Genomic DNA, 20,098 nt, shown 5'->3' with positions numbered 1-20,098 from the left:
CGGACGAGGGGTCACGGCACCGGCCGTGACCCCTCTTCGCGTATTCGCGCCGGTCAGAACGCCGTCAGCGTGAGCGTCATCTCGCGCGGGGCGCCGTCCTCGATGTACGAGGCGAAGTTGCCCACGTCGTCGAAGGCGAAGCCGTACGCCTTGCCGTCGGCGGACTGCTCGTGCAGTACGCGCGCGTAGTGGTTGGCGAGCCGGCCCTTGTAGAAGGTGCCCGGGTTGGTGGTGGGCTGGGCCGCGTGGTCGGCGAGGGTGGCGCGGTTGAGGGCGGCGCCGAGCACCGCGGCGACCGGGCCGCGCAGTCCGTCGTTGGGGGCTTGCAGGGCGCCGTGGCAGAAGAGCACATCGCGGGTGGAGGGCTTGGCGATGGAGAACTGGGCGGGGCCGCGGAAGGTGAACTGGTTGCCGCTGACCCGGCCGGTGAAGGTGCCCCTGTTGGTGGTGACCTTCAGGTCCTTGGACGTGTAGGCGTTCCAGGAGCGGTCGATGTACGACGCGAAGTAGTTCCCGTCGAACAGCCCGGCGTCCAGGCCGTGGCTGGGAGCGATGACGCGCTTGTCGCCGACGACGAGCTTGCCGAAGCCCGGCGTGCGGCCGATCTCGGAGAAGATGCGGGAGCGGGCACCGGCCTTGAGCGCCCCGGCCGTCTGGTCCCGGGCGCCGACGAGGCGGATGGACATCGGGACGCTGAACATGTCGACGGCCGTGGTGTTGCAGTGCATGCCGGCCTGGTCGTACGTGAACTCCGCGCAGTCGTGCACGATCTGGTAGTTGGGGTCGCCGGACACCCAGCCGGCCGGGTAGGCCAGCGCGGGCCGGCCGTTGCCGTCCTTTACGGCCTTGAACTTGAGCTTGCTGCCGAGCGACGCGTAGATGCGGCCGGACATCCGCGGGATGCGCAGGGTGGTGTCGCCGTTCGCGGCGAGCGGTATGCCGTAGTCGGTGAAGCCGTCCGGGCGGTTGTCCGACAGGGCGATGGGCTTGATGTCGCCGTTCGCGGTGACCCGTACCTGCTGGCCACCGGTGTTGCCGACGATGTAGATCCAGATGGCGTTGTTGGCGTAACGGCCGGTCCGGTTGACGACATGCAGCGGCAGTCCGGCCGCCGCCGCGCCGATGACCGGTGCGGCCCCGGCGGTGCTGTTCAGGAGGACGCTTGCGCCCGCTCCGGCGGCGGCGCTCGCGGCGAGGCCGCCGAGCAGGGTACGACGGGAGATCATGCGGTGGCTCCTTGCTGTACGGAGACGGACACGTGGTCGACGAGCAGGGAGCCGCCGGGGCGTGTCGCGTCGGTGGGGGTGGCGCGGCCCGCGACGCCGTCCGGGAAGGCGCCGCCCATCGCGAGGTTGAGCAGGATGAAGTGGCCGTGGTGGGTGGTCTTCGCCCAGGTGCCGGCGTCCATGTCGGCGGAGCTGACGGTGTGGAAGCGCTGCCCGTCCACGGACCAGTGCAGGTATTCGGTGGGGCCGGTGCGGTCCAGTTCCAGGGCGTAGGTGTGGAAACCGGCCTGGCAGGAGGCGCCCGGGCAGACGCGGGAATTGCCCTTGCCCTGCGACTCGTTGCAGGGGCCGCCGGGGTTGACGCCGCAGTGCAGCACGCCCCAGACGCGGTTGTGCCCGTTGACGTTCTCCATGATGTCGTACTCGCCGATGCCCGGCCAGTTCCAGTAGTTGCCGCGGAACTTGTCGCCGAGCGTCCAGAACGCCGGCCAGTAGCCGAGGGCCGCGTCGCCGGAGACGTCCGGCATCTTGATGCGCGCCTCGATGCGCAGTTTGCCGCGGGCCGGGGCGGCGAAGTCGCTGCGGCGGGTCTCGATGCGGCCCGAGGTCCAGGCGCCGTTCTTCTTCAGGGCGGTGATCTTCAGATGCCCGGCGCCGTCGAGTTGGAGGTTCTCGGGGCGGTCGGTGTAGGTCTGGCGTTCGCCGGTGCCCCAGTTGGCGGGGCCGCCCGGGTAGCCGGTGCCGGTGTCGGTGATCCAGTCACCGGACGACGGGCGGGAGCCGGCCGGGCCGTTGAAATCGGTGCGCCAGACTTCCGCGAACTTGGCCGCCGGCTCGCCGGCCGTGGCGGTGGGCTGGGCGGTGGGCCAGGCGACGACGAGGGCGAGGGCGGCGCCGAGCGAACCGAGCACTGCCGCGGTTCTCGCCCGCAGCCGCCTCCCTGTCGGTATTTTCGTGTTCATGACATGTGCTCCTCGACGGGGTGGGGGTGATGAGGAGTTCCGTTCACGCACGCGGCCTGAAAGGATTGAGAGCGCTCTCACGCCGTGTAGGGGCACACAGTGCCGACTTCCCGGCGAGCCGTCAAGGCTTGGCATCGTCGCAGGAGTTGGCCCGATTCCGACTTCGGGGGTTGAATGGTGCACGCATCAAATGGGCGGCGGCCGACGCTGGAAGCCGTCGCCGCCCGGGCCGGCGTCTCGCGCGCCACGGTCTCACGCGTGGTCAACGGCGGTGCCGGCGTACGCGGTGAGGTGCGCGAACGGGTCCGGCGCGCGGTCACCGACCTGGGATACGTACCGAACAGCGCGGCCCGCTCACTGGTGACCCGGCGTACCGGCGCGGTCGCCGTGGTGATCGCCGAACCGGAGACCCGGGTCTTCGCCGACCCGTTTTTCGGCCGCCAACTGCGCGGCATCAGCCGGGAACTGTCCGCCGCCGACACCCAGCTGCTGCTCCTCCTCCAGGAGACCCGCGCCGACCACGAGCGCACCGGCCGCTACCTGTCCGCCGGGCACGCCGACGGCGTGCTGATGTTCTCGCTGCACCGCGACGACCCGCTGCCCGCCATGGCCGAGGCGTCCGGCCTGCCCACGGTCTACGGCGGCCGCCCCGGCTGGGCGGGCGCCGAGGACGCGCTGTACGTGGACACCGACAACCGCGACGGCGCCCGGCAGGCCGTACGCCATCTGCGCGCCCGCGGCCGCCGCCGGATCGCCGTGATCACCGGCCCGCTCGACCAGACCTCCGCCCAGGACCGCCTGGACGGCTACCGCGACGCCCTGGCCCCCGCCGCGGCCGACCCCCGGCTGATCGCGGACGGCGGCTTCACCGCACAGGGCGGCGAGCGCGCCATGGCCGAACTGCTCGCCGCGGCCCCGGACCTGGACGGCGTCTTCGTCTGCTCCGACCTGATGGCCTCCGGCGCCCTGCGGACACTGCGGGCGCACGGACGGCGGGTGCCGGAGGACGTGGGCGTGGTCGGGTACGACGACCTGGACCCCGCGGCGTGGACGGACCCGCCGCTGACCACCGTGCGCCAGGACGTGGAGGAGATGGGGCGGCTGATGGCACGGCTGCTGCTGCGGCGTCTGGCGCCGGGGCCGGGGGCTGCGCGGGCCGAGCTGGCTCCGGTGGTCACTCCGGCGACGCTGGTGGTGCGGGAGTCGGGGTGAGCTGGGGGTGGGGGCGGGGGCCGGGCCGTCCGCGGCTTGGTACGTCCGGGTAGCGGACCCACCGCTGATCACTGTGCGCCAGGACGTGGAGGTGATGGGCCGGATGATGGCAGCCGCCTGGCGCCGGGCCCGGGGGTTCGCGGGGCGAGCTGGCCCCGGTGGTCACGGCGGCGACACTCGTGGTGCGGGAGTCGGGGTGAGCTGGAGACCGGGGGCGAGGGCCGCCTGATGGCACGGCTACTGCTGCGCCGCCTGGAGCCGGGCCGGGAGCCGCACGGGACGAGCCAGCCCCGGTGGTCACAGCGGCGACGCTGGTGGTGCGGGAGTCCGGGTAAGCCGGAGACCGGGGGTGGGGGACGGGGCGGGACCCGGGGCGCCGGCCGGGTCGTCCGCGGCTCGGTACGTCCGGATAGCGGGCTGCGGGTACCGTTCGACGCCATGGGGCCGGAAGCGAAGATCGAAGCGGTGATCACGGTGCGCAGGGCGCTGGAGCTGCCCGCGCTGCGGCGTGGGCTGCCCGAGGTGCTGGCCGGTGAGGACCGCCTGGACCGCGCCGTGCGCTGGGTGCACGCGGGCGAGGTGCCGCACATCGCCTCGCTGCTCAAGGGCGGTGAGCTGCTGCTGACCACCGGCCTCGGCCTGGGCGCCCGTCCCTCCGAGCAGCGTGCCTTCGTCCGCGAGCTGGCCGACCGCGAGATCGCCGCCCTCGTGGTGGAGCTGGGCTCCCGCTTCGACGCGCTGCCGTCCGCCGTCGTCGACAGCGCGCGGGCCTGCGGCCTGCCCCTGGTGCAGCTGCACCGCGAGGTGCCGTACGTCGTCGTCACCGAGGAGATCCACACCGAGCTGGTCAACAGCCACTACCTGCTGCTGCGCCAGGCCGACGAGCTGCTGCGCAGCTGTACGGACGTGCTGCTGCGCGGCGGCGGCGCCCCCGAGGTGCTGCGGCGGCTGGCCGCCTTCACGGGCAACCCGCTCTGCCTGGAGGCCCCCGATGGCAGCCCCCTTTACGCGGCGGGCCCGGACGACGGCGGAGCCGCGGACGCCGATCCCCTCCAGGCGTGGGAGGGGCTGCGGGAGACCGGCCTGCGGGTGGACGTGCCCGGTGGCGGGCCCGGCCCGGACGCCGTACGGGCCCGGCTGGTCCTGCTGCCCGTCAACGGGCCCGTGGCGCCGGTGCACCGGATCGCCGCCGAACGCCTGGCCGACCTGCTCGCCGTCGTGATGCTCCAGTCCCGGCAGGAAGAGATGCTGGCGGCGCGCGGACGCGGCGACTTCCTGGCCGACCTGGCGGAGGGCCGGATCACCGCGGGCGAGGCCCCGGCGCAGGCCCGTCTGCTGGGCTTCCGGCCGGGTGGTGAACCGATCGTGCCCGTGGTCATGCGGCTGCCTTCACAGCTGCCCGCGCCGGGCAGCTGGGCGGTGCTGGCCCGCGCCCTGCGCGAGGAACTGTCCGCCCTGGGCGTGCCCGTCCTGCTCGGGGTGCGTCCGGTGGAGGGCCGGGTGCCGCTGCTCGTGGCGCCGCGCGCGGGCCAGGACCGTACGGCCGTCGCCGACCGGGTCGCCGAGGCGCTGCGCGCAGGTGTCGTACGGGCCGGGGCCGACCGCCCGGCGGCGCGGCGCCCGGTGGTCGTGGTCGGCGCGGCGGGCGACTGGGCGGCGGCGGGCCCGGGGCTCGCGCACGCGACGGAGGCGTCGGCCGCCGCGCAGGGCCTGCCGGAGCAGCCCTGGTACGACGCGCGCCGGCTGGACATCGAGCTGCTGCTCTGGCGGATGCGCGAACACGGTGAACAGGGCGTGCTGACGGACTTCGTGGACCGTGCCATCGGCCCGCTGCTGCTCCACGACCGGTCCGCCCGCCAGCCGCTGCTGCCGACGCTGGAGGCGTACCTGGCCAGCGCCGGGCGCAAGGCGGAGACGGCCCGCGACCTCAACGTCAACCGGCAGACGCTCTACGACCGGCTGGCCCGGATCGCCCAACTGCTGGGCACGGACCTGGACGACCCGCAGACGGTCCTCGGGCTGCGGCTGGCGCTGCGGGCGCGGCGCCATACGGACCGGGGGTGAGGGCGTCCCGTAAGGCGCCCGCTCAGGCCCGCAGCGTCTCGGCCGCCGTGCCGATGCCCAGCGCCAGCAGGACGCCGCCGGTGCCGCGCTCCAGGTTGCGGTGCACCTTGGGCCGCCGCAGCCACTCCAGCAGCCGTCCGGCGCACACGGCGACCAGCAGCAGCCAAGTCCCCGCGATCACGGCGTCGACCGCTCCGAAGAGGAGCGTCACCGCGAACGCCGAGTGCCCCTCCGGCAGGAACTGGGGGACGGCGGCGACGAAGAAGATCCCGACCTTCGGGTTGAGCAGGCAGCCGAAGAGCCCCAGCCGGAACGCGCGCAGCGGGCCGAGCGCCGCCGCGTCGCCTCCGGTGTGCTCCCTCATCGCCTCCGTCGCGCCCGTGGCCGCCTTCCGGTACGTCCACAGAGCCTGCGCACCCAGCACCACCAGGTAGGCCGCACCCACCAGCCGTACGGCCATGAAGGCCGCGTCCCAGCGTTGCAGCGCCGCCGCCAGCCCGGCCGCCGCGGTGGCCGCCCAGACCAGCGAGCCCGCCGCGGAACCGAGCGCGGAGGCCGCCCCGGCCCGTCTGCCGCCGCGCAGGCAGTTGCGCAACACCAGCAGGGTGTCCGGCCCGGGGGCCATCGACACCAGCAGGGCGAAGAGCGCGAAGCCGAGAAGAGCGGCGGTCACTGGGGCCTCCTGTCGTACGGGATGTACCGGACCGCGGCCGATGATCACCCGCGGTGCCGGGCGACTCTACCCACCGCCGCCCTGCGGGGGCGCCCCGTTTTTCGCGGGCACTCAGCCCTCCCGCCGCTGCATCAACTCGTCATACACACTCAACACCTGCGCGACCGTCGCATCCTCGGTCGGCCAGCCCGCCGCCTGCGCGCGTCCGGCCGCGGCGAGCGCGTCCCGGCGGGCGGGGTCGGCGAGCAGGCCGAGGACCGTACGGGCCAGCGCGGCGGCGTCTCCGTACGGGACCAGTTCGGCGGCGCGGCCGACCAGTTCGCGGGTGCCGCCGACATCGGTGGCGACCAGCGGGACCCCGGCCCGCAGCGCCTCCTGGGCGATCAGCGAGCGGGCCTCCCAGCGGCTCGGCAGCACCAGCAGGTCGGCGGCGGCGAGGAGTTCGGGCACGTCGTCGCGGCGGCCCAGCAGGCGTACCGGCAGCCCCTCGACGTCGATACGCCGCTGGAGCGACGCCCGCAGCCCGCCCTCCCCCGCGACCACGACCATCGGCTGCGGGTCCAGGGCGCACCAGGCGTGCGCCGCGTCCAGCAGCAGGTCGTGTCCCTGATGCGTCTCCAGGCGGCCGACGACGAGGACCAAGGGGCGGTCGACGGCGCCCAGTTCGGCACGCAGCTTGTGGGCCGGGCGGTCCTCTGCGGTGAGCGGGCGGCCGCCCGGACGGGGCGCCGGAATGGCGACGGGCGCCAGGCGCGCGTCCCGGGCGCCGCGCTCGCGCGCCCGGTCCACCAAGTCGGAGCAGGCGCCCAGGACGACCGCGGCGGCCCGCGCCACGCGCCGTTCCAGCAGGCGGACGAGGCGGGCACCCGGCCCGTCCGTGGGTGCCTTGGTGTGCCAGGTGACCACGAGGGGCACCTGGCGGCCCCGCGTGCCCTGGAGGGCCAACGACGCGTGCAGGCCCGCCCGGAGGCCGTGCGCGTGCACCAGGTCGGCGTCCCCGCAGGCGGCGCGCAGCGAGGTGACGCTCGCCGGGTCGGCGCGCGGCGGTACGGGCACGAACCGGGCACCCGCGTCGGTGTAGTCGTACGCGCCATCCGTATCGGGCGGGGCGCACACCGTCACCCTGACCCCACGGGCCACCAGCCCGGCGGCCAGCGAACGGACGTGGGCGGCGCTGCCCGCGCCGCCGCGGCCCAGCACCTGAACCGTGCGCAGCGGCGACTGTCCGTGCGGCGGGGCCGGGGTACTGGTCACGTGGGCGGGGCTCCAGGATCGGTGGCAGGTCGGGCGGCGCCGCGGGGCCCGCCGCCGCCCGGGGCGAGGCCCGTGGGGGGCGGCGCGCGGCCGTGCGCCGCACACGCTGGGCCCAGGATGCCAGCCCCGGCCGTGAATGCGGCACCGCCGACGGGCCGTTCCAAAGGCGCACATCGCCCATACACTCACGCGACCACCCATATGGGCGACAAACCGGCCACTCCTCTGGCCCAGCGGCAGTGACCTGGTGCGGGGTCCGGCCGTTACGCGCCGGCGGCACCCGCCGCCCGGCTGATCCGGTCACCGGCCGCGGCGGCCACGACCAGGGCGGCGGCGTGCGCGGCCAGCCCCGTACGGCCGTATCCGGCGGCGATGGCGAGGCCGAGGCCCGCGCCCAGCGCGTGGGCGCCCGCGTCGCCGATCATGATGCGCTCCCCCAGGTCGTCCGCGAGGACCGCGGCCGCGGCCCCTGCCGGGGCGGCGGACAGGGCCCCGGCCGGTCCGCTGCGCAGCAGACCCGGCGCCGCGGCGGCGAGCGTGGCGGCGGGCGCCCGGCCCGGCCGTACGTCCACCAGGTTCACGAAGTGCGCGGCGCCCGCGATCACCACTCCCGCCAGCACCTTGTCCAGCGGCCGGTCCTTGAGCAGCGCCCCGGCGGCCAGCCCGGCCGCGCCGATGCCGAACAGCTTCACCGCACCGCTGGTCAACTCCCCGTCGCGCAGGGCCGACACATGCGCCCGGAAGCCGCGCCGCGGGTCGCCCGCCCCGGCGAGGTCGTCGTACAGGCCGCAGCCGCCCGCCGCCAGGACGGCCAGCGCCGCCGCGCCGCGCGTACGGGCGGGCAGCCCCGGCGCGGTCACGGCAGCGGCGGCGGTGCCCAGCACAACGGCCGGGCCGCTGTACAGGTCGACCGTGCGGCCTGCGTAGTTCGTCCGCTCCCAGCGTCCACGCCCGCCGGGCGCCCGGCGCCGGAGCAGGCCGTACGCGGCACGGGTGACGGCCGCGGCGGTACCGAGGGGAAGGGCCTTGGGCAGCATTGCGATCATGGTCGTCAGGCTAGGGCCGGTACCGGTCAGGGGGATGGTTTCCCCTGCCGGTTCAGCGTCCGGCACGGGCGGTTTCGAGGAGTTCCTCCGCATGGGCCCGGGCGGTCTCGGAGTCCTCCTGGCCCGCGAGCATGCGGGACAGTTCGCGGACCCGCTCCTCGCCCTCCAGGACCGTGACGCCGCTGCGCGTCACCGAGCCGTCGTGGGTCTTCTCCACGAGCAGCTGGCGGTCGGCGAACGCGGCGACCTGCGGGAGATGGGTGACCACCACGACCTGCGCCGACCGGGCCAGGCGTGCCAGCCGGCGGCCGACCTCCACGGCCGCCTTGCCGCCGACGCCCGCGTCCACCTCGTCGAACAGATACGTCGGTACCGGGTCGGAACCGGCGAAGACGACCTCCACCGCGAGCATCACGCGGGAGAGTTCACCGCCCGAGGCGCCCTTGGCGATCGGCCGGGGCGGGGTGCCGGGGTGCGGCGCGAGGAGGAGTTCCACCTCGTCGGCGCCGGTGGGGCCGAAGGCGACCGTACGGCCGCCGACCTCGATGCCGTCGTCCTCGTCGGCGGTCTCGGTCTGGGTGATCCGTACGCTCACCCGGGCGTGCGGCATGGCCAGCTCGGCCAGCTCGGCCGTCACCGCGTCGGCGAATCGCTTCGCCGACGCCTCGCGGGCGTCCGTCAACGCCTGCGCCAGGCGGCCCAGTTCCGCGCGCAGCTCGTCCCGCTCGGCGGTCAGCTCGCCGATCCGGTCGTCGTCGCCGTCCAGTTCGGCGAGGCGGGCCGCGCCCTCCTCGGCCCAGGCCAGCACGGCGGCGATGTCCTCGCCGTACTTGCGCGTCAGGTGCGTGAGGGCGGCGCGGCGCTCCTCCACGGCCGCCAGCCGCAGGGGGTCCGCGTCCAGCCCGTCCGCATAACTGGCCAGTTCGCCCGCCACGTCCGCCATCAGGATGCCGATCTCGCCCAGCCGCTCGGTGAGCGCGGACAGCGCCGGGTCGTGGCTGCGTACGGCGCCCAGCGCCCGGTGCGCGCCCGCGACCAGGGTGGTGGCGTCCACGGCCTCCAGGTCCTCGGGGTTGCCGGCCAGCGCGGCGTGCGCGGCCGCGGCGGCGGAGGCCAGGGACTCCGCGTGGCCGAGCCGTTCGGCCTCGGCGGCCAGCTCGGTGTCCTCGCCGGGCTGCGGTCCGGCCGCGGCGATCTCCTCCAGGCCGAAGCGCAGCAGGTCGGCCTCCTGCGCGCGCTCACGGGCCCGGGTGGTCAGCTCGTCCAGCTCGGCGGTGACGGCGCGCAGACGGCGGTAGGCGGCGGTGTACTCGGCGAGTGGCAGGGACACCGCGTCGCCCGCGTAACGGTCCAGGGCCTGCCGCTGGCGGGCCGGGCGCAGCAGCCCCTGCTGGTCGGTCTGGCCGTGCACGGCGACCAGGTCGTCCGCCAACTCCCCCAGCAGTCCGACCGGTACGGAACGCCCGCCGACGTGCGCGCGCGAGCGGCCCTCGGCCGAGACCGTGCGGCTGATCAGCAGCGTCCCGTCGTCCAGCTCGGCGCCCGCCTCCTCGGCGCGCACCGCGGCCGGTGCCGCGGGGCCGACCGCTATGCGGCCCTCCACGACCGCCGACTTGGCGCCGATCCGCACCAGGGCGGGGTCGGCGCGCCCGCCGAGCAGCAGCCCGAGGCTGGTGACGACCATGGTCTTGCCCGCGCCCGTCTCGCCGGTCACCGCCGTGAAACCCGGCGACAGCTCGACGACGGCATCGTCAATGACGCCCAGGGACCTGATCCGCATCTCCTCCAACACGGATACGACCTTACGAGGTCCCGGGCCCGCCCCGCGACGGCCGCCCCTCGCCCCGGCCCTGCGTCCTGCGGAAAACCCCACCCCAGGAACGGGTGGATACCTCATGGTGGAGCCCCCGCCCCGCCCGTCACGCTGGAAAGAGAACACGATCGGAAGGGTGTGCAGATGTCCGGGGGAAGTGGGGCGGGACCCCGTGCGGGGGCGGGGTTCCGCGCCGGGACGGGAAGCGGGGCGGGGGCCGGAGCCGACCGGCCCGGCCCGCCGGCCAAGGGCCGGGCGACCAGCGGGCTGGCGCGGGCGGCGCTGCGCGGGCACCGGGCGTCCTTCACCGGCACGGCGCTCGCGGCCCTGTTCGCGGCCACCGTGGTCAGCGCCTCGACCATGCTGCTGGCGGCGACCGGCGCGGAAGGCGTCCCGCCCGCCGCCCGGCGCGCCATGGCCGCCTCCGAGATCGGCATCATGGCCGCCGGTTTCCTGATCGTCTCGGTCTATCTGTCGGTGTTCGTGATCGCCTCGACGATGGGCACGGCCGTCACCCAGCAGCACCGCGAATTCGCGATGCTGCGCGCGATCGGCGCCCGGCCGTGGCAGATCCGGCGCGCGGTCGCGGCGCAGGCCGTGGCGGCCGCGGTGCCGTCGGCGGTGGCCGGGTTCGCGCTCGGCGGGGTGCTGGCGCGCTGGTGGTTCGCGGGCATGGCGGACCACGGCCTGGTCCCGCCCGGCGTCGTCTTCACGTTCAGCTGGGTGGCGCTGCCCGTGTGCCTGGCGGTGGCGACGGTCACCTCGGCCCTCGCGGGCGTGCTCGCGGCGAGCCGCTTCGCCGGGCTGCGTCCCGCGCGCGCCCTGGAGGAGGCCGCGGCGGGCCGGCGCGAGCTGGGGCTGCTGCGGCTGCCGCTGGGGCTGGCCGCGGTGGCGGGCGGCGTGGTCGTCTCCTCGGTCCTGTCCGGGCGGCCGGAGAAGGCGGGCCAGGGCTCGTTCCTCGTGCTGCTGCTGTTCTGCTTCGGCGTCGGCCTGCTCGGGCCCCGCATCATCGGCCCGGTGGCCTGGCTGGTCGCCCGGTCGGCGGGCCGCCTCGGCAGCTCCGCCGAACTGGCCATGCTGAACGTGACGACCCAGTCGCGCCGCTTCTCCGCCGCCGTGGTCCCGCTGGTGCTGGTCGTCGCATTCGGCACGACGAAGATCGCGATGCACACCACCGCCCTGCACCGCACCGGCTCCGCGGGCCCGGCACCGTCGGTCTGGATGGACTACGCGGTCACCGGTCTGTACGCGGGCTTCGCCGCCATCGCCGCCGCCAACACCCTCGCCATGATCACCACCGAGCGCCGCCGCGACCTGGCGCTGCTCCGCCTGATCGGCACCCATCCGCTGCGGCTGCGGTCCATGGCCGCCTGGGAGTCGGCCGTCGTCGCGGCCACGGCCCTGCTCCTGGGCACCGCCATCGCGCTCTGCACCCTGGCCCCGCTCCTGCGGTCCGCGTACGGAAGCGCGCTGCCGTACCTCCCCTGGACGACGGCCCTCGGCATATCCGGCGGCGTACTCCTGCTGACCTTGCTCGCCACCGGCCTCCCGGTCCACGCGACCCTGCGCCGCCGCGCGACGGAGACGCTGGCGGCGGCCTGACCGGCCCGGCGCCTCACCGACGAACTGCGAAACACCATCGGGGACACAATCATGGCCACGCGCCCGCACACTCACCAGCACCTGCCCTCTCACCCGCACCCGCACCGGCCGGGACCGACGTGGTCGACCACCCGCCGCACCACCCGCTCACGGCCCTCCAGAGCCACCCTCGCCGCCCTGGCAACCGTGACCGCCCTGACCACCCTGACCGCCGCCTGCACGCCTCCCGCCTCGGCACACACGGACCAGCCGGGCCACTCAGCCCAGCCGCCCGCATCGGCCTCCCTGGAGGGCGTATGGCGGACGGACGGATACGGCACCCTCGTCACGATCGACGGCCGTCAGCTGCGTACGTATGAGACCACGGCCGTCAGCTGCCTCCCCGGCTCCGTGCGCGGCGTCCGTACGGGCCCGCCGGGTGCCAGGGGCCGGGCCGACTTCGCCGTGCCGGACGGCGCGCGCATCACGGTCGTACCGCGCGGCGGCGACGCAGCCCGTCTGAGCATTCAGGACAACGTCGGCCACCGCACTTTGCACCGGATCGCCGGGCTGCCCGCCCGCTGCCACCAGCGCCCGGCGAAGGACCCGCGTACGGTCTTCGACGTCTTCTGGCGCACCTACGCCGAGAACTACCCGTTCTTCGCCGCCAAGAAGACCGACTGGTCCGCGGTCCGCGACCGCTACCGGCCGCGTGTCACGGCGCGGACCACGGACGACGAACTCTTCGCGATCCTGCGCGAAATGATCGCGCCGCTGCACGACGGGCACACCCGCCTGTCCGCGGGCCCCGGCCGGATGTACGCGGGCGCGCGGCCCGGGACGACCGTCCCCACCCCGGCGTTCCTCAAGCAGGTGGACGCGGCGATCGCCGCCGGGCTCGGCCCGGGTGTCACGCGTCAGCAATGGGCCGGCGGAGCCCTCTCGTACGCCGACCTCCCCGACCGGCTCGGCTATCTGCGCATCACGTCCTTCCACGGCTACACGGACCGGGAGGATCATGACAGCGATGTGGCGGAGCTGGACCGCGCGTTGGACGCGGTGTTCACCAAAGCCCGTACTTCCGGCCCGAAGGCGCTGCGCGGCCTCGTCGTCGATCTGCGGCTGAACGGCGGCGGTTCGGACCGGCTCGGGCTGCGCGTCGCCGCCCGGCTGACCGGCCGTTCGTACCTCGCCTACCGCAAACACGCCCGCAACGACCCCGCTGACGCGCGGAAGTTCACCCCCGACCAGCCCGCGCGGATACGCCCGCACGACGGCCCGCGCTACACGGGTCCGCTGGCGCTGCTGACCGGGCCGCTGACGATCAGCGCGGGCGAGACCTTCACCCAGTCCCTGCTGGGCCGTACGCCCGCACCGGCCCGGATCGGCGAGAACACCCAAGGCGTCTTCTCCGACACCCTGGACCGCACGCTGCCGAACGGCTGGAAGTTCGCCCTGCCGAATGAGGAGTTCCTGACCGCCGACGGCCGCACCTTCGACGGCACGGGCATACCCCCGACCGTCCGCACGCCGGTCTTCGCCCCCGCGGACCTGGCGTCCCGGCGCGATCCGGCCCTCGCGCGGGCTCGCGCCCTGCTGTCCGCCGACCGTCCGGCGAAGCCATGACCAGCACCCCGGCGAACGGCAGAGCACCGCTGGCGTTCGTCACGCTGCTGACCGTGCTCTCCGTCCCGTTCTGGCTGGCCGGGGCTGCCGTCGACCGGACCGGCTCGCTGCCGATGGGCATGCCGGTGAGCGCGTTCCAGTTCGTCCTGCCGGTCACGGTGGCCGCGCTCCTCGTCTTCCGGGAGGAGGGCGGGGCCGGGGTGCGGCGGCTGATGAAGCGGACCCTCTCCGGAGCCGGAACCACGCGTCGGGCCTGCTGGGTCACCGCCGTCCTCCTGGTCCCGGCCCTGCTGCTCGTGACATACGGGCTGATAACGCTGACCGGGAGACCACCCAGCGGGTCGCATTCCCCGCTCGCGTCCATACCGCTGCTGCTCGCCCTGTACCTCCTCGCCGCACTGGCCGAGGAGGCGGGCTGGACGGGCTACCTCCTGCGGCCCGTCCAGGAGCGCTACGGGGCGCTCGGCGCCGGGCTGGTGATCGGGCTGACATGGGCGGCCTGGCACCTGGTCGCGTATGTCCAGGCGGGCAGGTCGGCCCCGTGGATCGCCGGCCAGGTGCTCGGGTCGGTCGCGGTGCGGGTCCTGATCGTCCGGCTGGTCGCCAACGCCGGCGGCACGGTACTCATCGCGGTCGTCGTACACACCACGATCAACCTCGCCCAGTCACTGTTCCCCGGCTACCCGGAACAGCCCACGCCTGCACTGATCTACGGCCTGCTGGCGACGCTCGCGGCCGTGGCCGTGGTCCTGCGCGCAAGGCCCAGGACCACGACCCGTACAAACCGCTGTGAACCCGGGCCCCTGCCCCGGACGAAGCCCACAAACCCCCTACTGCGGTGCCCCCCGCCACCCCGCCACCGGCAGGGCGAACTTGGCGACCAAACGGTCCGTGAAGGAGGCGTGGTGCAGGCGGGCGAGGCGTACGGGGACGGCGCCGCGGCGGACCTCGACGCGGGCGCCGGCGGGGAGTTCGACGCTGCGGCGGCCGTCGCACCACAGCACACCGTGCGGCGTCTTGGGCTGCACCTCCACCGCCAGCACCGAGTCCGGCGAGGTGACCAGCGGCTTGGCGAACAGCGCGTGGGCGCTGATCGGCACCATCAGCAGCGCCTCGACCTCGGGCCAGACCACCGGGCCGCCCGCCGAGAAGGCGTAGGCGGTGGAGCCGGTCGGTGTCGCGCACACCACGCCGTCGCCGCCGAAGCGCGAGACGGGCCGCCCGTCGACCTCCGTGACGACCTCCAGCATGCGTTCGCGCGCGGCCTTCTCCACCGACGCCTCGTTCAGCGCCCAGTCGGTGTGCGCGATGCTGCCGTTGTTGCGGACGAGCACGTCGAGGGTCATCCGCTCCTCGACCTCGTAGGAGCGGGTGACGACCCGGTCGACGACCTTGTCCAGGTCGTCGCGTTCGGCCTCGGCGAGGAAGCCGACCCGGCCGAGGTTGACGCCGAGCATCGGCACCCCGGACGTCCGGGCGAAGTCCGCGCCGCGCAGCAGTGTGCCGTCGCCGCCGAGGACGACGAGCAGTTCGCAGCCCTCGGCCGCGCACTGCTCGGACTCGACGCGTACCACCGACGCCGGCAGCGGCAGGTCGGCCGCTTCCTCGGCCAGCACCCGTACGCCGATGCCGCTGCGCAGCAGCCCCTGGACGACGAGTTCGGCGCTGCGCACGGCCGCGGGGCGGCCGGTGTGCGCGAGCAGGAAGACGGTGCGCTGCCCGTCCGCCGCTGTCCGGCCGGTGCCGTGTGCCGACGCCGCGGTACGCGCGCCGGCCGTATCGGCCGTCCCGGCCGCTCCGGATGTTTCAGAACTGGTCAACGGGGCCCCTCCGCCACTGCTCGGTCGACATCCGCCGGGTCCAGTGCAGCCGCCCCGGCACGCAGCCACAGAAAGTACTCGACATTGCCGGAGGGACCGGGCAGCGGGCTCGCGGTCACCCCGGCCACGCCCAGGCCCAGCGCGGCGGCCCGCTCCGCGACGCCGCGCACCGCCTCGGCCCGCAGCTCGGCGCTGCGCACCACGCCGCCGCTGCCCAGCCGCTCCTTGCCGACCTCGAACTGCGGCTTGACCATCAGCACCAGGTCGGCGTCGGGCGCCGCGCAGCGCACGAGCGCGGGCAGCACCAGGCCGAGCGGGATGAAGGACAGGTCGCCGACGACGAGGTCGACGGGTACGCCGTCGATCTGCTCCAGCGTCATTTCGCGGACGTTCGTACGGTCCTTGACGGTGACCCGGTCGTCGCTCTGCAGCGACCAGGCGAGCTGTCCGTACCCGACGTCCACGGCGACGACGTGCCCGGCCCCGGCGCGCAGCAGCACGTCCGTGAAGCCGCCGGTGGAGGCGCCCGCGTCCAGCGCGCGGCGGCCGGCCACCTTCAGGCCGAGGGGGGTGAACGCGGCGAGCGCCCCGGCCAGCTTGTGGCCGCCGCGCGAGACGTAGTCGGGGTCGCTGTCGTCGGCGCGCACGACCAGGGCCGCGCTGGTCTCCACCTGGGTGGCGGACTTGGTCGCCGTCGCCCCGGCGACGGTCACCCGCCCCGCGGCGATCAGCTGGCTCGCGTGCTCGCGGGACCGGGCCATCTTGCGACGCACCAGCTCCGCGTCGAGTCGGCGTCGTGCCACACCTGCCACCTGTGGTTCAGCTCCTGTTGTCGTACGTTGCGGACGGCTGCGGGGACCGGGGTGCGCCGGGCGGGCCGGCGGGACCGGGGCGCTGGTCGAGAGCGGCCAGCGCGTCGCGCAGTCCCCGGTGCACATCCTCGTACACCTCCAGGTGCCCGCTCGCGGCGAGGTGGTCGGCGTCGGCGAGGCGCCGCAGCTGGGCGTCGACGTCGGCGTTCCCGGTGGGCGTGACGGCGACGCCGAGCGGCTGCGGCGCGGCGGGCCCGTCCGGCACCCGCCGGTCCGGCTCCGGTCCGTCCGGTCCCGGTCCGTCCGGATGCAGCCCGGCCGTGCCCGACCCGCCCGCATCCGGAGCACCCGCATCCGAAGCACCCGCATCCGGAACACCCGGCTCCGTACGGCCGGCATCCGTACCGTCCGGCACCGCGCCCGCCACCGGCTCTCTCGGCTCTTCCATGCCTTGACGCTACCTCGAACCGGCCGTCGTCCGGGCCACCGGACGCCCGGCCCGCAGCGGCGTATCGTCGATCGCGATGGCAACCCTCGAAGAGTGCCGCGCCGCCCTCGGCCGGCTCGCACAGAACCTCTCCACCGCCGACGGCGACGTGCGCGGTGCCGCCGCGCTCGACCGGTCGCTGAGCTGCCGGATCACCGACCTGGACGTGACCTTCGTCGGACGGCTGGCGAACGGCGCCCTCAAGGACGTCACCAGCGTCCCCGGCCCGCCGCCCGGCCGGGCCCAGATCCGTCTGTCGATGCGCGGCGACGACCTGGTGGCCCTGGTCGACGGCGAGCTGCACTTCGCCAAGGCGTGGGGCAGCGGCCGGGTCAAGCTGGAGGCGGGCTTCCGCGACCTGCTGCGCCTGCGGGCGCTGCTGTGACGGCGGGCCCGGCCGTGTAAGGCGGCCGGGTCCGCCGCGGGCTCAGGACGCCGCCGCGGCCGTCTCCTTCGCACGCGCCTTGCGCGCCGCCGGGACCACCAGCGGGGTGTCCGTCTCCGGGTCGTCGATGACCTGGCACTTCAGGCCGAAGACCCGCTCGACGAGGTCGGCGGTGACGACCTCCTGCGGCGCTCCCTCGGCGACGATCTCGCCGCCGCGCATCGCGATCAGGTGGGTGGCGTAGCGCGCGGCGTGGTTGAGGTCGTGCAGAACGGCGACGAGCGTGCGGCCCTGCTCCTCGTGCAGTTCGGCGCACAGATCCAGCACCTCGATCTGGTGCTGGATGTCCAGGTATGTGGTGGGCTCGTCCAGGAGCAGCAGCGGCGTCTGCTGGGCGAGCGCCATGGCGATCCACACGCGCTGCCGCTGGCCGCCGGAGAGTTCGTCCACGTAGCGCTCGGCCAGCTCGCCGACGCCGGTCGCGTCCATCGACTCCCGTACGATCCGCTCGTCCTCGCCCGACCACTGGCGCAGCAGCCCCTGGTGCGGGTAGCGGCCACGGGCCACCAGGTCGGCGACGGTGATCCCGTCGGGCGCGATGGAGGACTGCGGCAGTAGCCCGAGCGTACGGGCGACCTTCTTGGCGGGGAGCGAGGAGATGGCCGCGCCGTCCAGCAGCACCGAGCCGGCGGCCGGCTTGAGCATCCGCGACAGCGCGCGCAGCAGCGTGGACTTGCCGCAGGCGTTCGGCCCGACGATCACCGTGAAGGACTGGTCCGGTATGGCCACCGAGAGGTCCTCGGCGATGACCCGCTGGTCGTAGGCGAGGGTCACGTTCTCGGCCGTGAGACGGCTCACTGCGTTGCTCCTTGTCGGGTCTGCGTCGTGGGGGCCCGGTGCGGCGCGCCGGGCGGCGCGCGGTGGCCGGTGACGGTACGGCTCATATCCGGCCCGCCTTGCGCTCGGAGGCCAGCAGCCACAGCAGGTAGCAGCCGCCGAGTACGCCGGTCAGCACGCCGACCGGCAGCTGGTCGGCGCCGAAGACCTGCTGCGAGATCCAGTCGGCGCTCACCAGGAGGGCGGCGCCCATGAGGGCTGCGGGCAGCAGGTTGGGGCCGGGCGCGCGGGTCAGGCGGCGCGCGAGCTGCGGCGCGGTCAGCGCGAGGAAGGCGATCGGCCCGGCCGCCGCGGTCGAAGCGGCGACCAGCACCACGGCCGCCACCAGCAGCACCATGCGTACCCGCTGGACCGGGACGCCCAGCGCGTACGCGGCGTCGTCGCCCATCTCCAGCATGCGCAGCGGCCGTCCGTACACCAGGGCCAGCGGGATCAGCACGGCGCACACCAGGGCCAGCGGCCACACCTGGTCCCAGTCCCGGCCGCTGAGCGTGCCGACCATCCACGTGGTGGCCTGGGACGCCTCGACGATGTTCGCCTTGGTCATCAGGTACAGGACGATCGCGTAGAGCATCGCGGCGGCGCCGATGCCGACGAGCACGAAGCGGTAGCCGTGGATGCCGCCCTTCCAGGCCAGCAGGAAGATCACCACTCCGGTGACGACGCCGCCGACGACCGAGCCGGCCGCGATGGCGGCGGCGCCGCCCTGGAAGAAGACGATGATCAGCAGCGCGCCGACCGTCGAGCCCTGGGAGAAGCCGAGGACGTCGGGGCTGCCCAGCGGGTTGCGGGAGACCGCCTGGAAGATCGCGCCGGCCACTCCGAACGCGGCGCCGACCAGCAGCCCGACCAGGACCCGCGGCAGCCGCAGGTCATTGACGATGAACTCCTGTGCGGTGGTGCCGGAGCCGGTGAGGGTGGCGAGGACGTCGCCGGGGCTCATCGGGAAGTCGCCGGTGCCGATCAGCAGCACGCTCGCGGCCAGCGCCACCACGGCCAGCAGCACCGTGACGAGGAGGGTACGCACGTCCAGGCGCACGGACAGGCCGCCGGCGGTGCGCACCGCCCGCAGGGGCCCGCCGGTCCGCGCGGCCGCCGCGCCGTCCGTGCCGGATGCCGCGCCGGTGTCGGTCTTGACGGTGGAACTCACAGCTGGGCCATCCTCCGACGCCGTACGAGATAGATGAAGACCGGGCCGCCGATGACGGCCGTCACGATGCCGACCTGGATCTCCCCGGGCCGGGCCACGACGCGTCCCAGGACGTCCGCGCCGAGCAGCAGGACCGGCGAGAGCACCGCGGAGTACGGCAGGATCCAGCGCAGGTCGGGTCCGGTGACGGCGCGGACAATGTGCGGGACCATCAGGCCGACGTAGACGATGGGGCCGCAGGCGGCGGTCGCGCCGCCGCACAGCAGGGTGACGGCGATCATGGCCAGCGCCCGGGTGCGGGTCAGCCGCGCGCCGAGCGCCCGGGCCTGGTCGTCGCCGAGCGCGATGGCGTTCAGCGGCCGTCCGACGGCGAGCGCGAGGACCGCGCCGGCCGCGAGGAAGGGCGCGACCTCCTGCACCGTGGTCATGGTGGCGGAGGCCAGCGAGCCGACCGTCCAGAAGCGCATCTTGTCCAGCGCCGCGGTGTCCATGATGTTGACGGCGTTGATGTACCCGATCAGCGCGGCGGACAGGGCGGTGCCGGCGAGCGCGAGCCGTACGGGTGTGGCGCTGCGGGTGCCGCCGAGCACGTACACGGCGACCGAGACGACCGCGGCACCGAGGAAGGCGAACCAGACGTACCCGGTCAGTGAGGTGATCCCCAGGAAGCTGATGGCGGAGACGACGGCCGCCGAGGCGCCCGCGTTGATGCCGAGGACGCCGGGGTCGGCGAGCGGGTTGCGGGTGAGCGCCTGCATCACGGTGCCGGCCAGGCCCAGGGCGGCGCCGGCCAGCAGGCCGAGGAGGGTGCGCGGCAGGCGGACGTCCCGTACGACCACGTCGGCGTCGTTGCCCGTGTAGTGGAAGAGGGCGTGCCACACCTGGTCGAGGGGTACCTGTTTCGCGCCCACGGCGATGCCCAGGACGGTGATGACGGCGAGCGCGCCGACGGCGGCGACGAGCCCCGCCGAGCGAGTGATCTGCCGCCGTCGCGGTGCCACGGGGGCGTTTGCTGCTTCGGGGGGACTGTCAACCAACACGAGAGTTAGGTTAGCCTACCCTCACGATCAGACATCAAGTCGTTCTGCAG

General features: G+C 74.6%; 17 protein-coding genes and 1 pseudogene. 6 read left to right on the top strand and 12 right to left on the bottom strand.

Annotation, left to right across the window (positions count from 1 at the left end; genetic code table 11):
- Nucleotides 1-53: 53 nt before the first annotated feature.
- Together ADK86_RS00140 and ADK86_RS00135 are read right to left on the bottom strand one after the other, a co-directional pair.
- The gene (locus ADK86_RS00140; protein ID WP_053694655.1) at nt 54-1,226 is read right to left on the bottom strand and encodes a beta-1,3-glucanase family protein; all 1,173 of its coding nucleotides are present in this window, start codon (nt 1,224-1,226) and stop codon (nt 54-56) included.
- The gene (locus tag ADK86_RS00135; protein ID WP_053694654.1) at nt 1,223-2,188 is read right to left on the bottom strand and encodes a glycoside hydrolase family 16 protein; all 966 of its coding nucleotides are present in this window, start codon (nt 2,186-2,188) and stop codon (nt 1,223-1,225) included. Before ADK86_RS00135 ends, ADK86_RS00140 begins: the two co-directional genes overlap by 4 nt.
- A 174-nt stretch (nt 2,189-2,362) precedes the next feature.
- Between ADK86_RS00135 and ADK86_RS00130 the strand changes: the two genes are divergently transcribed.
- Together ADK86_RS00130 and ADK86_RS00125 are read left to right on the top strand one after the other, a co-directional pair.
- Complete coding sequence (locus ADK86_RS00130; protein ID WP_053694653.1) at nt 2,363-3,400, top strand: LacI family DNA-binding transcriptional regulator; 1,038 nt, start codon at nt 2,363-2,365, stop codon at nt 3,398-3,400.
- Between the two features lie 438 nt (nt 3,401-3,838).
- Nucleotides 3,839-5,464, top strand: a complete 1,626-nt coding sequence (locus tag ADK86_RS00125; RefSeq protein ID WP_053694652.1) for a PucR family transcriptional regulator — start codon at nt 3,839-3,841, stop codon at nt 5,462-5,464.
- Nucleotides 5,465-5,486: 22 nt separating this feature from the next.
- Here the strand turns inward: ADK86_RS00125 and ADK86_RS00120 are convergent, their stop codons facing one another.
- The 4 genes from ADK86_RS00120 to recN all read right to left on the bottom strand — a co-directional run bounded on the left by ADK86_RS00120 (nt 5,487) and on the right by recN (nt 10,217).
- Complete coding sequence (locus ADK86_RS00120; RefSeq protein ID WP_053694651.1) at nt 5,487-6,137, bottom strand: LysE family translocator; 651 nt, start codon at nt 6,135-6,137, stop codon at nt 5,487-5,489.
- Nucleotides 6,138-6,248: 111 nt separating this feature from the next.
- Entirely contained in the window at nt 6,249-7,391 is a 1,143-nt protein-coding gene (locus ADK86_RS00115; RefSeq protein ID WP_053694650.1) for a glycosyltransferase family 4 protein, read from the bottom strand.
- Nucleotides 7,392-7,654: 263 nt separating this feature from the next.
- Entirely contained in the window at nt 7,655-8,437 is a 783-nt protein-coding gene (locus ADK86_RS00110; RefSeq protein WP_053694754.1) for a hypothetical protein, read from the bottom strand.
- A 52-nt stretch (nt 8,438-8,489) separates the two neighbouring features.
- Nucleotides 8,490-10,217, bottom strand: a complete 1,728-nt coding sequence (recN, locus tag ADK86_RS00105) for a DNA repair protein RecN (RefSeq protein ID WP_053694649.1) — start codon at nt 10,215-10,217, stop codon at nt 8,490-8,492.
- A gap of 177 nt (nt 10,218-10,394) precedes the next feature.
- Here recN and ADK86_RS00100 point away from each other — a divergent pair, with 177 nt between their 5' ends.
- The 3 genes and pseudogenes from ADK86_RS00100 to ADK86_RS45565 form a co-directional block, all read left to right on the top strand.
- Nucleotides 10,395-11,852 (top strand): ABC transporter permease, encoded by a 1,458-nt coding sequence (locus tag ADK86_RS00100; protein ID WP_053694648.1) that lies wholly within the window; start codon nt 10,395-10,397, stop codon nt 11,850-11,852.
- A 186-nt stretch (nt 11,853-12,038) separates the two neighbouring features.
- Complete coding sequence (locus ADK86_RS00095) at nt 12,039-13,457, top strand: S41 family peptidase (protein WP_053694647.1); 1,419 nt, start codon at nt 12,039-12,041, stop codon at nt 13,455-13,457.
- Nucleotides 13,454-14,056 (top strand): annotated as a pseudogene (locus ADK86_RS45565) (type II CAAX prenyl endopeptidase Rce1 family protein); the annotation flags it as partial. The gene ADK86_RS00095 and the pseudogene ADK86_RS45565, both read left to right, overlap by 4 nt.
- Nucleotides 14,057-14,287: 231 nt before the next feature.
- Here the strand turns inward: ADK86_RS45565 and ADK86_RS00085 are convergent.
- Genes ADK86_RS00085 through ADK86_RS00075 form a run of 3 tightly spaced genes read right to left on the bottom strand, consistent with a single transcriptional unit; the run spans nt 14,288 to nt 16,537 of the window.
- Nucleotides 14,288-15,277, bottom strand: a complete 990-nt coding sequence (locus ADK86_RS00085) for an NAD kinase (RefSeq protein WP_078951648.1) — start codon at nt 15,275-15,277, stop codon at nt 14,288-14,290.
- Nucleotides 15,274-16,089, bottom strand: a complete 816-nt coding sequence (locus tag ADK86_RS00080; RefSeq protein ID WP_030604610.1) for a TlyA family RNA methyltransferase — start codon at nt 16,087-16,089, stop codon at nt 15,274-15,276. Before ADK86_RS00080 ends, ADK86_RS00085 begins: the two co-directional genes overlap by 4 nt.
- 7 nt (nt 16,090-16,096) lie before the next feature.
- Nucleotides 16,097-16,537 carry a hypothetical protein gene (locus tag ADK86_RS00075; RefSeq protein ID WP_053694645.1) on the bottom strand — a complete coding sequence of 147 codons (441 nt, stop codon included), beginning with the start codon at nt 16,535-16,537 and terminating at the stop codon, nt 16,097-16,099.
- A 76-nt stretch (nt 16,538-16,613) separates the two neighbouring features.
- Between ADK86_RS00075 and ADK86_RS00070 the strand changes: the two genes are divergently transcribed.
- On the top strand, nt 16,614-16,961 hold the full coding sequence (locus tag ADK86_RS00070; RefSeq protein ID WP_030604616.1) for a sterol-binding protein: 348 nt from the start codon (nt 16,614-16,616) through the stop codon (nt 16,959-16,961).
- Between the two features lie 42 nt (nt 16,962-17,003).
- Here the strand turns inward: ADK86_RS00070 and ADK86_RS00065 are convergent, their stop codons facing one another.
- From ADK86_RS00065 to ADK86_RS00055, 3 genes are all read right to left on the bottom strand, one after another.
- Nucleotides 17,004-17,819 (bottom strand): ABC transporter ATP-binding protein, encoded by an 816-nt coding sequence (locus ADK86_RS00065; protein WP_053694644.1) that lies wholly within the window; start codon nt 17,817-17,819, stop codon nt 17,004-17,006.
- 82 nt (nt 17,820-17,901) lie between these two features.
- Nucleotides 17,902-19,008 carry an iron chelate uptake ABC transporter family permease subunit gene (locus ADK86_RS00060; RefSeq protein WP_053694643.1) on the bottom strand — a complete coding sequence of 369 codons (1,107 nt, stop codon included), beginning with the start codon at nt 19,006-19,008 and terminating at the stop codon, nt 17,902-17,904.
- Nucleotides 19,005-20,048, bottom strand: a complete 1,044-nt coding sequence (locus ADK86_RS00055) for an iron chelate uptake ABC transporter family permease subunit (RefSeq protein WP_107088372.1) — start codon at nt 20,046-20,048, stop codon at nt 19,005-19,007. The genes ADK86_RS00060 and ADK86_RS00055 overlap by 4 nt, the downstream gene beginning before the upstream one ends.
- Between the last annotated feature and the right edge of the window lie 50 nt (nt 20,049-20,098).

The organism is Streptomyces sp. NRRL F-5755, assembly GCF_001279365.1.
Lineage (GTDB): Bacteria > Actinomycetota > Actinomycetes > Streptomycetales > Streptomycetaceae > Streptomyces > Streptomyces rimosus.
Note: the sequence above shows the minus strand (reverse complement) of the source record. Positions and strands in the feature narration are given on the sequence as shown.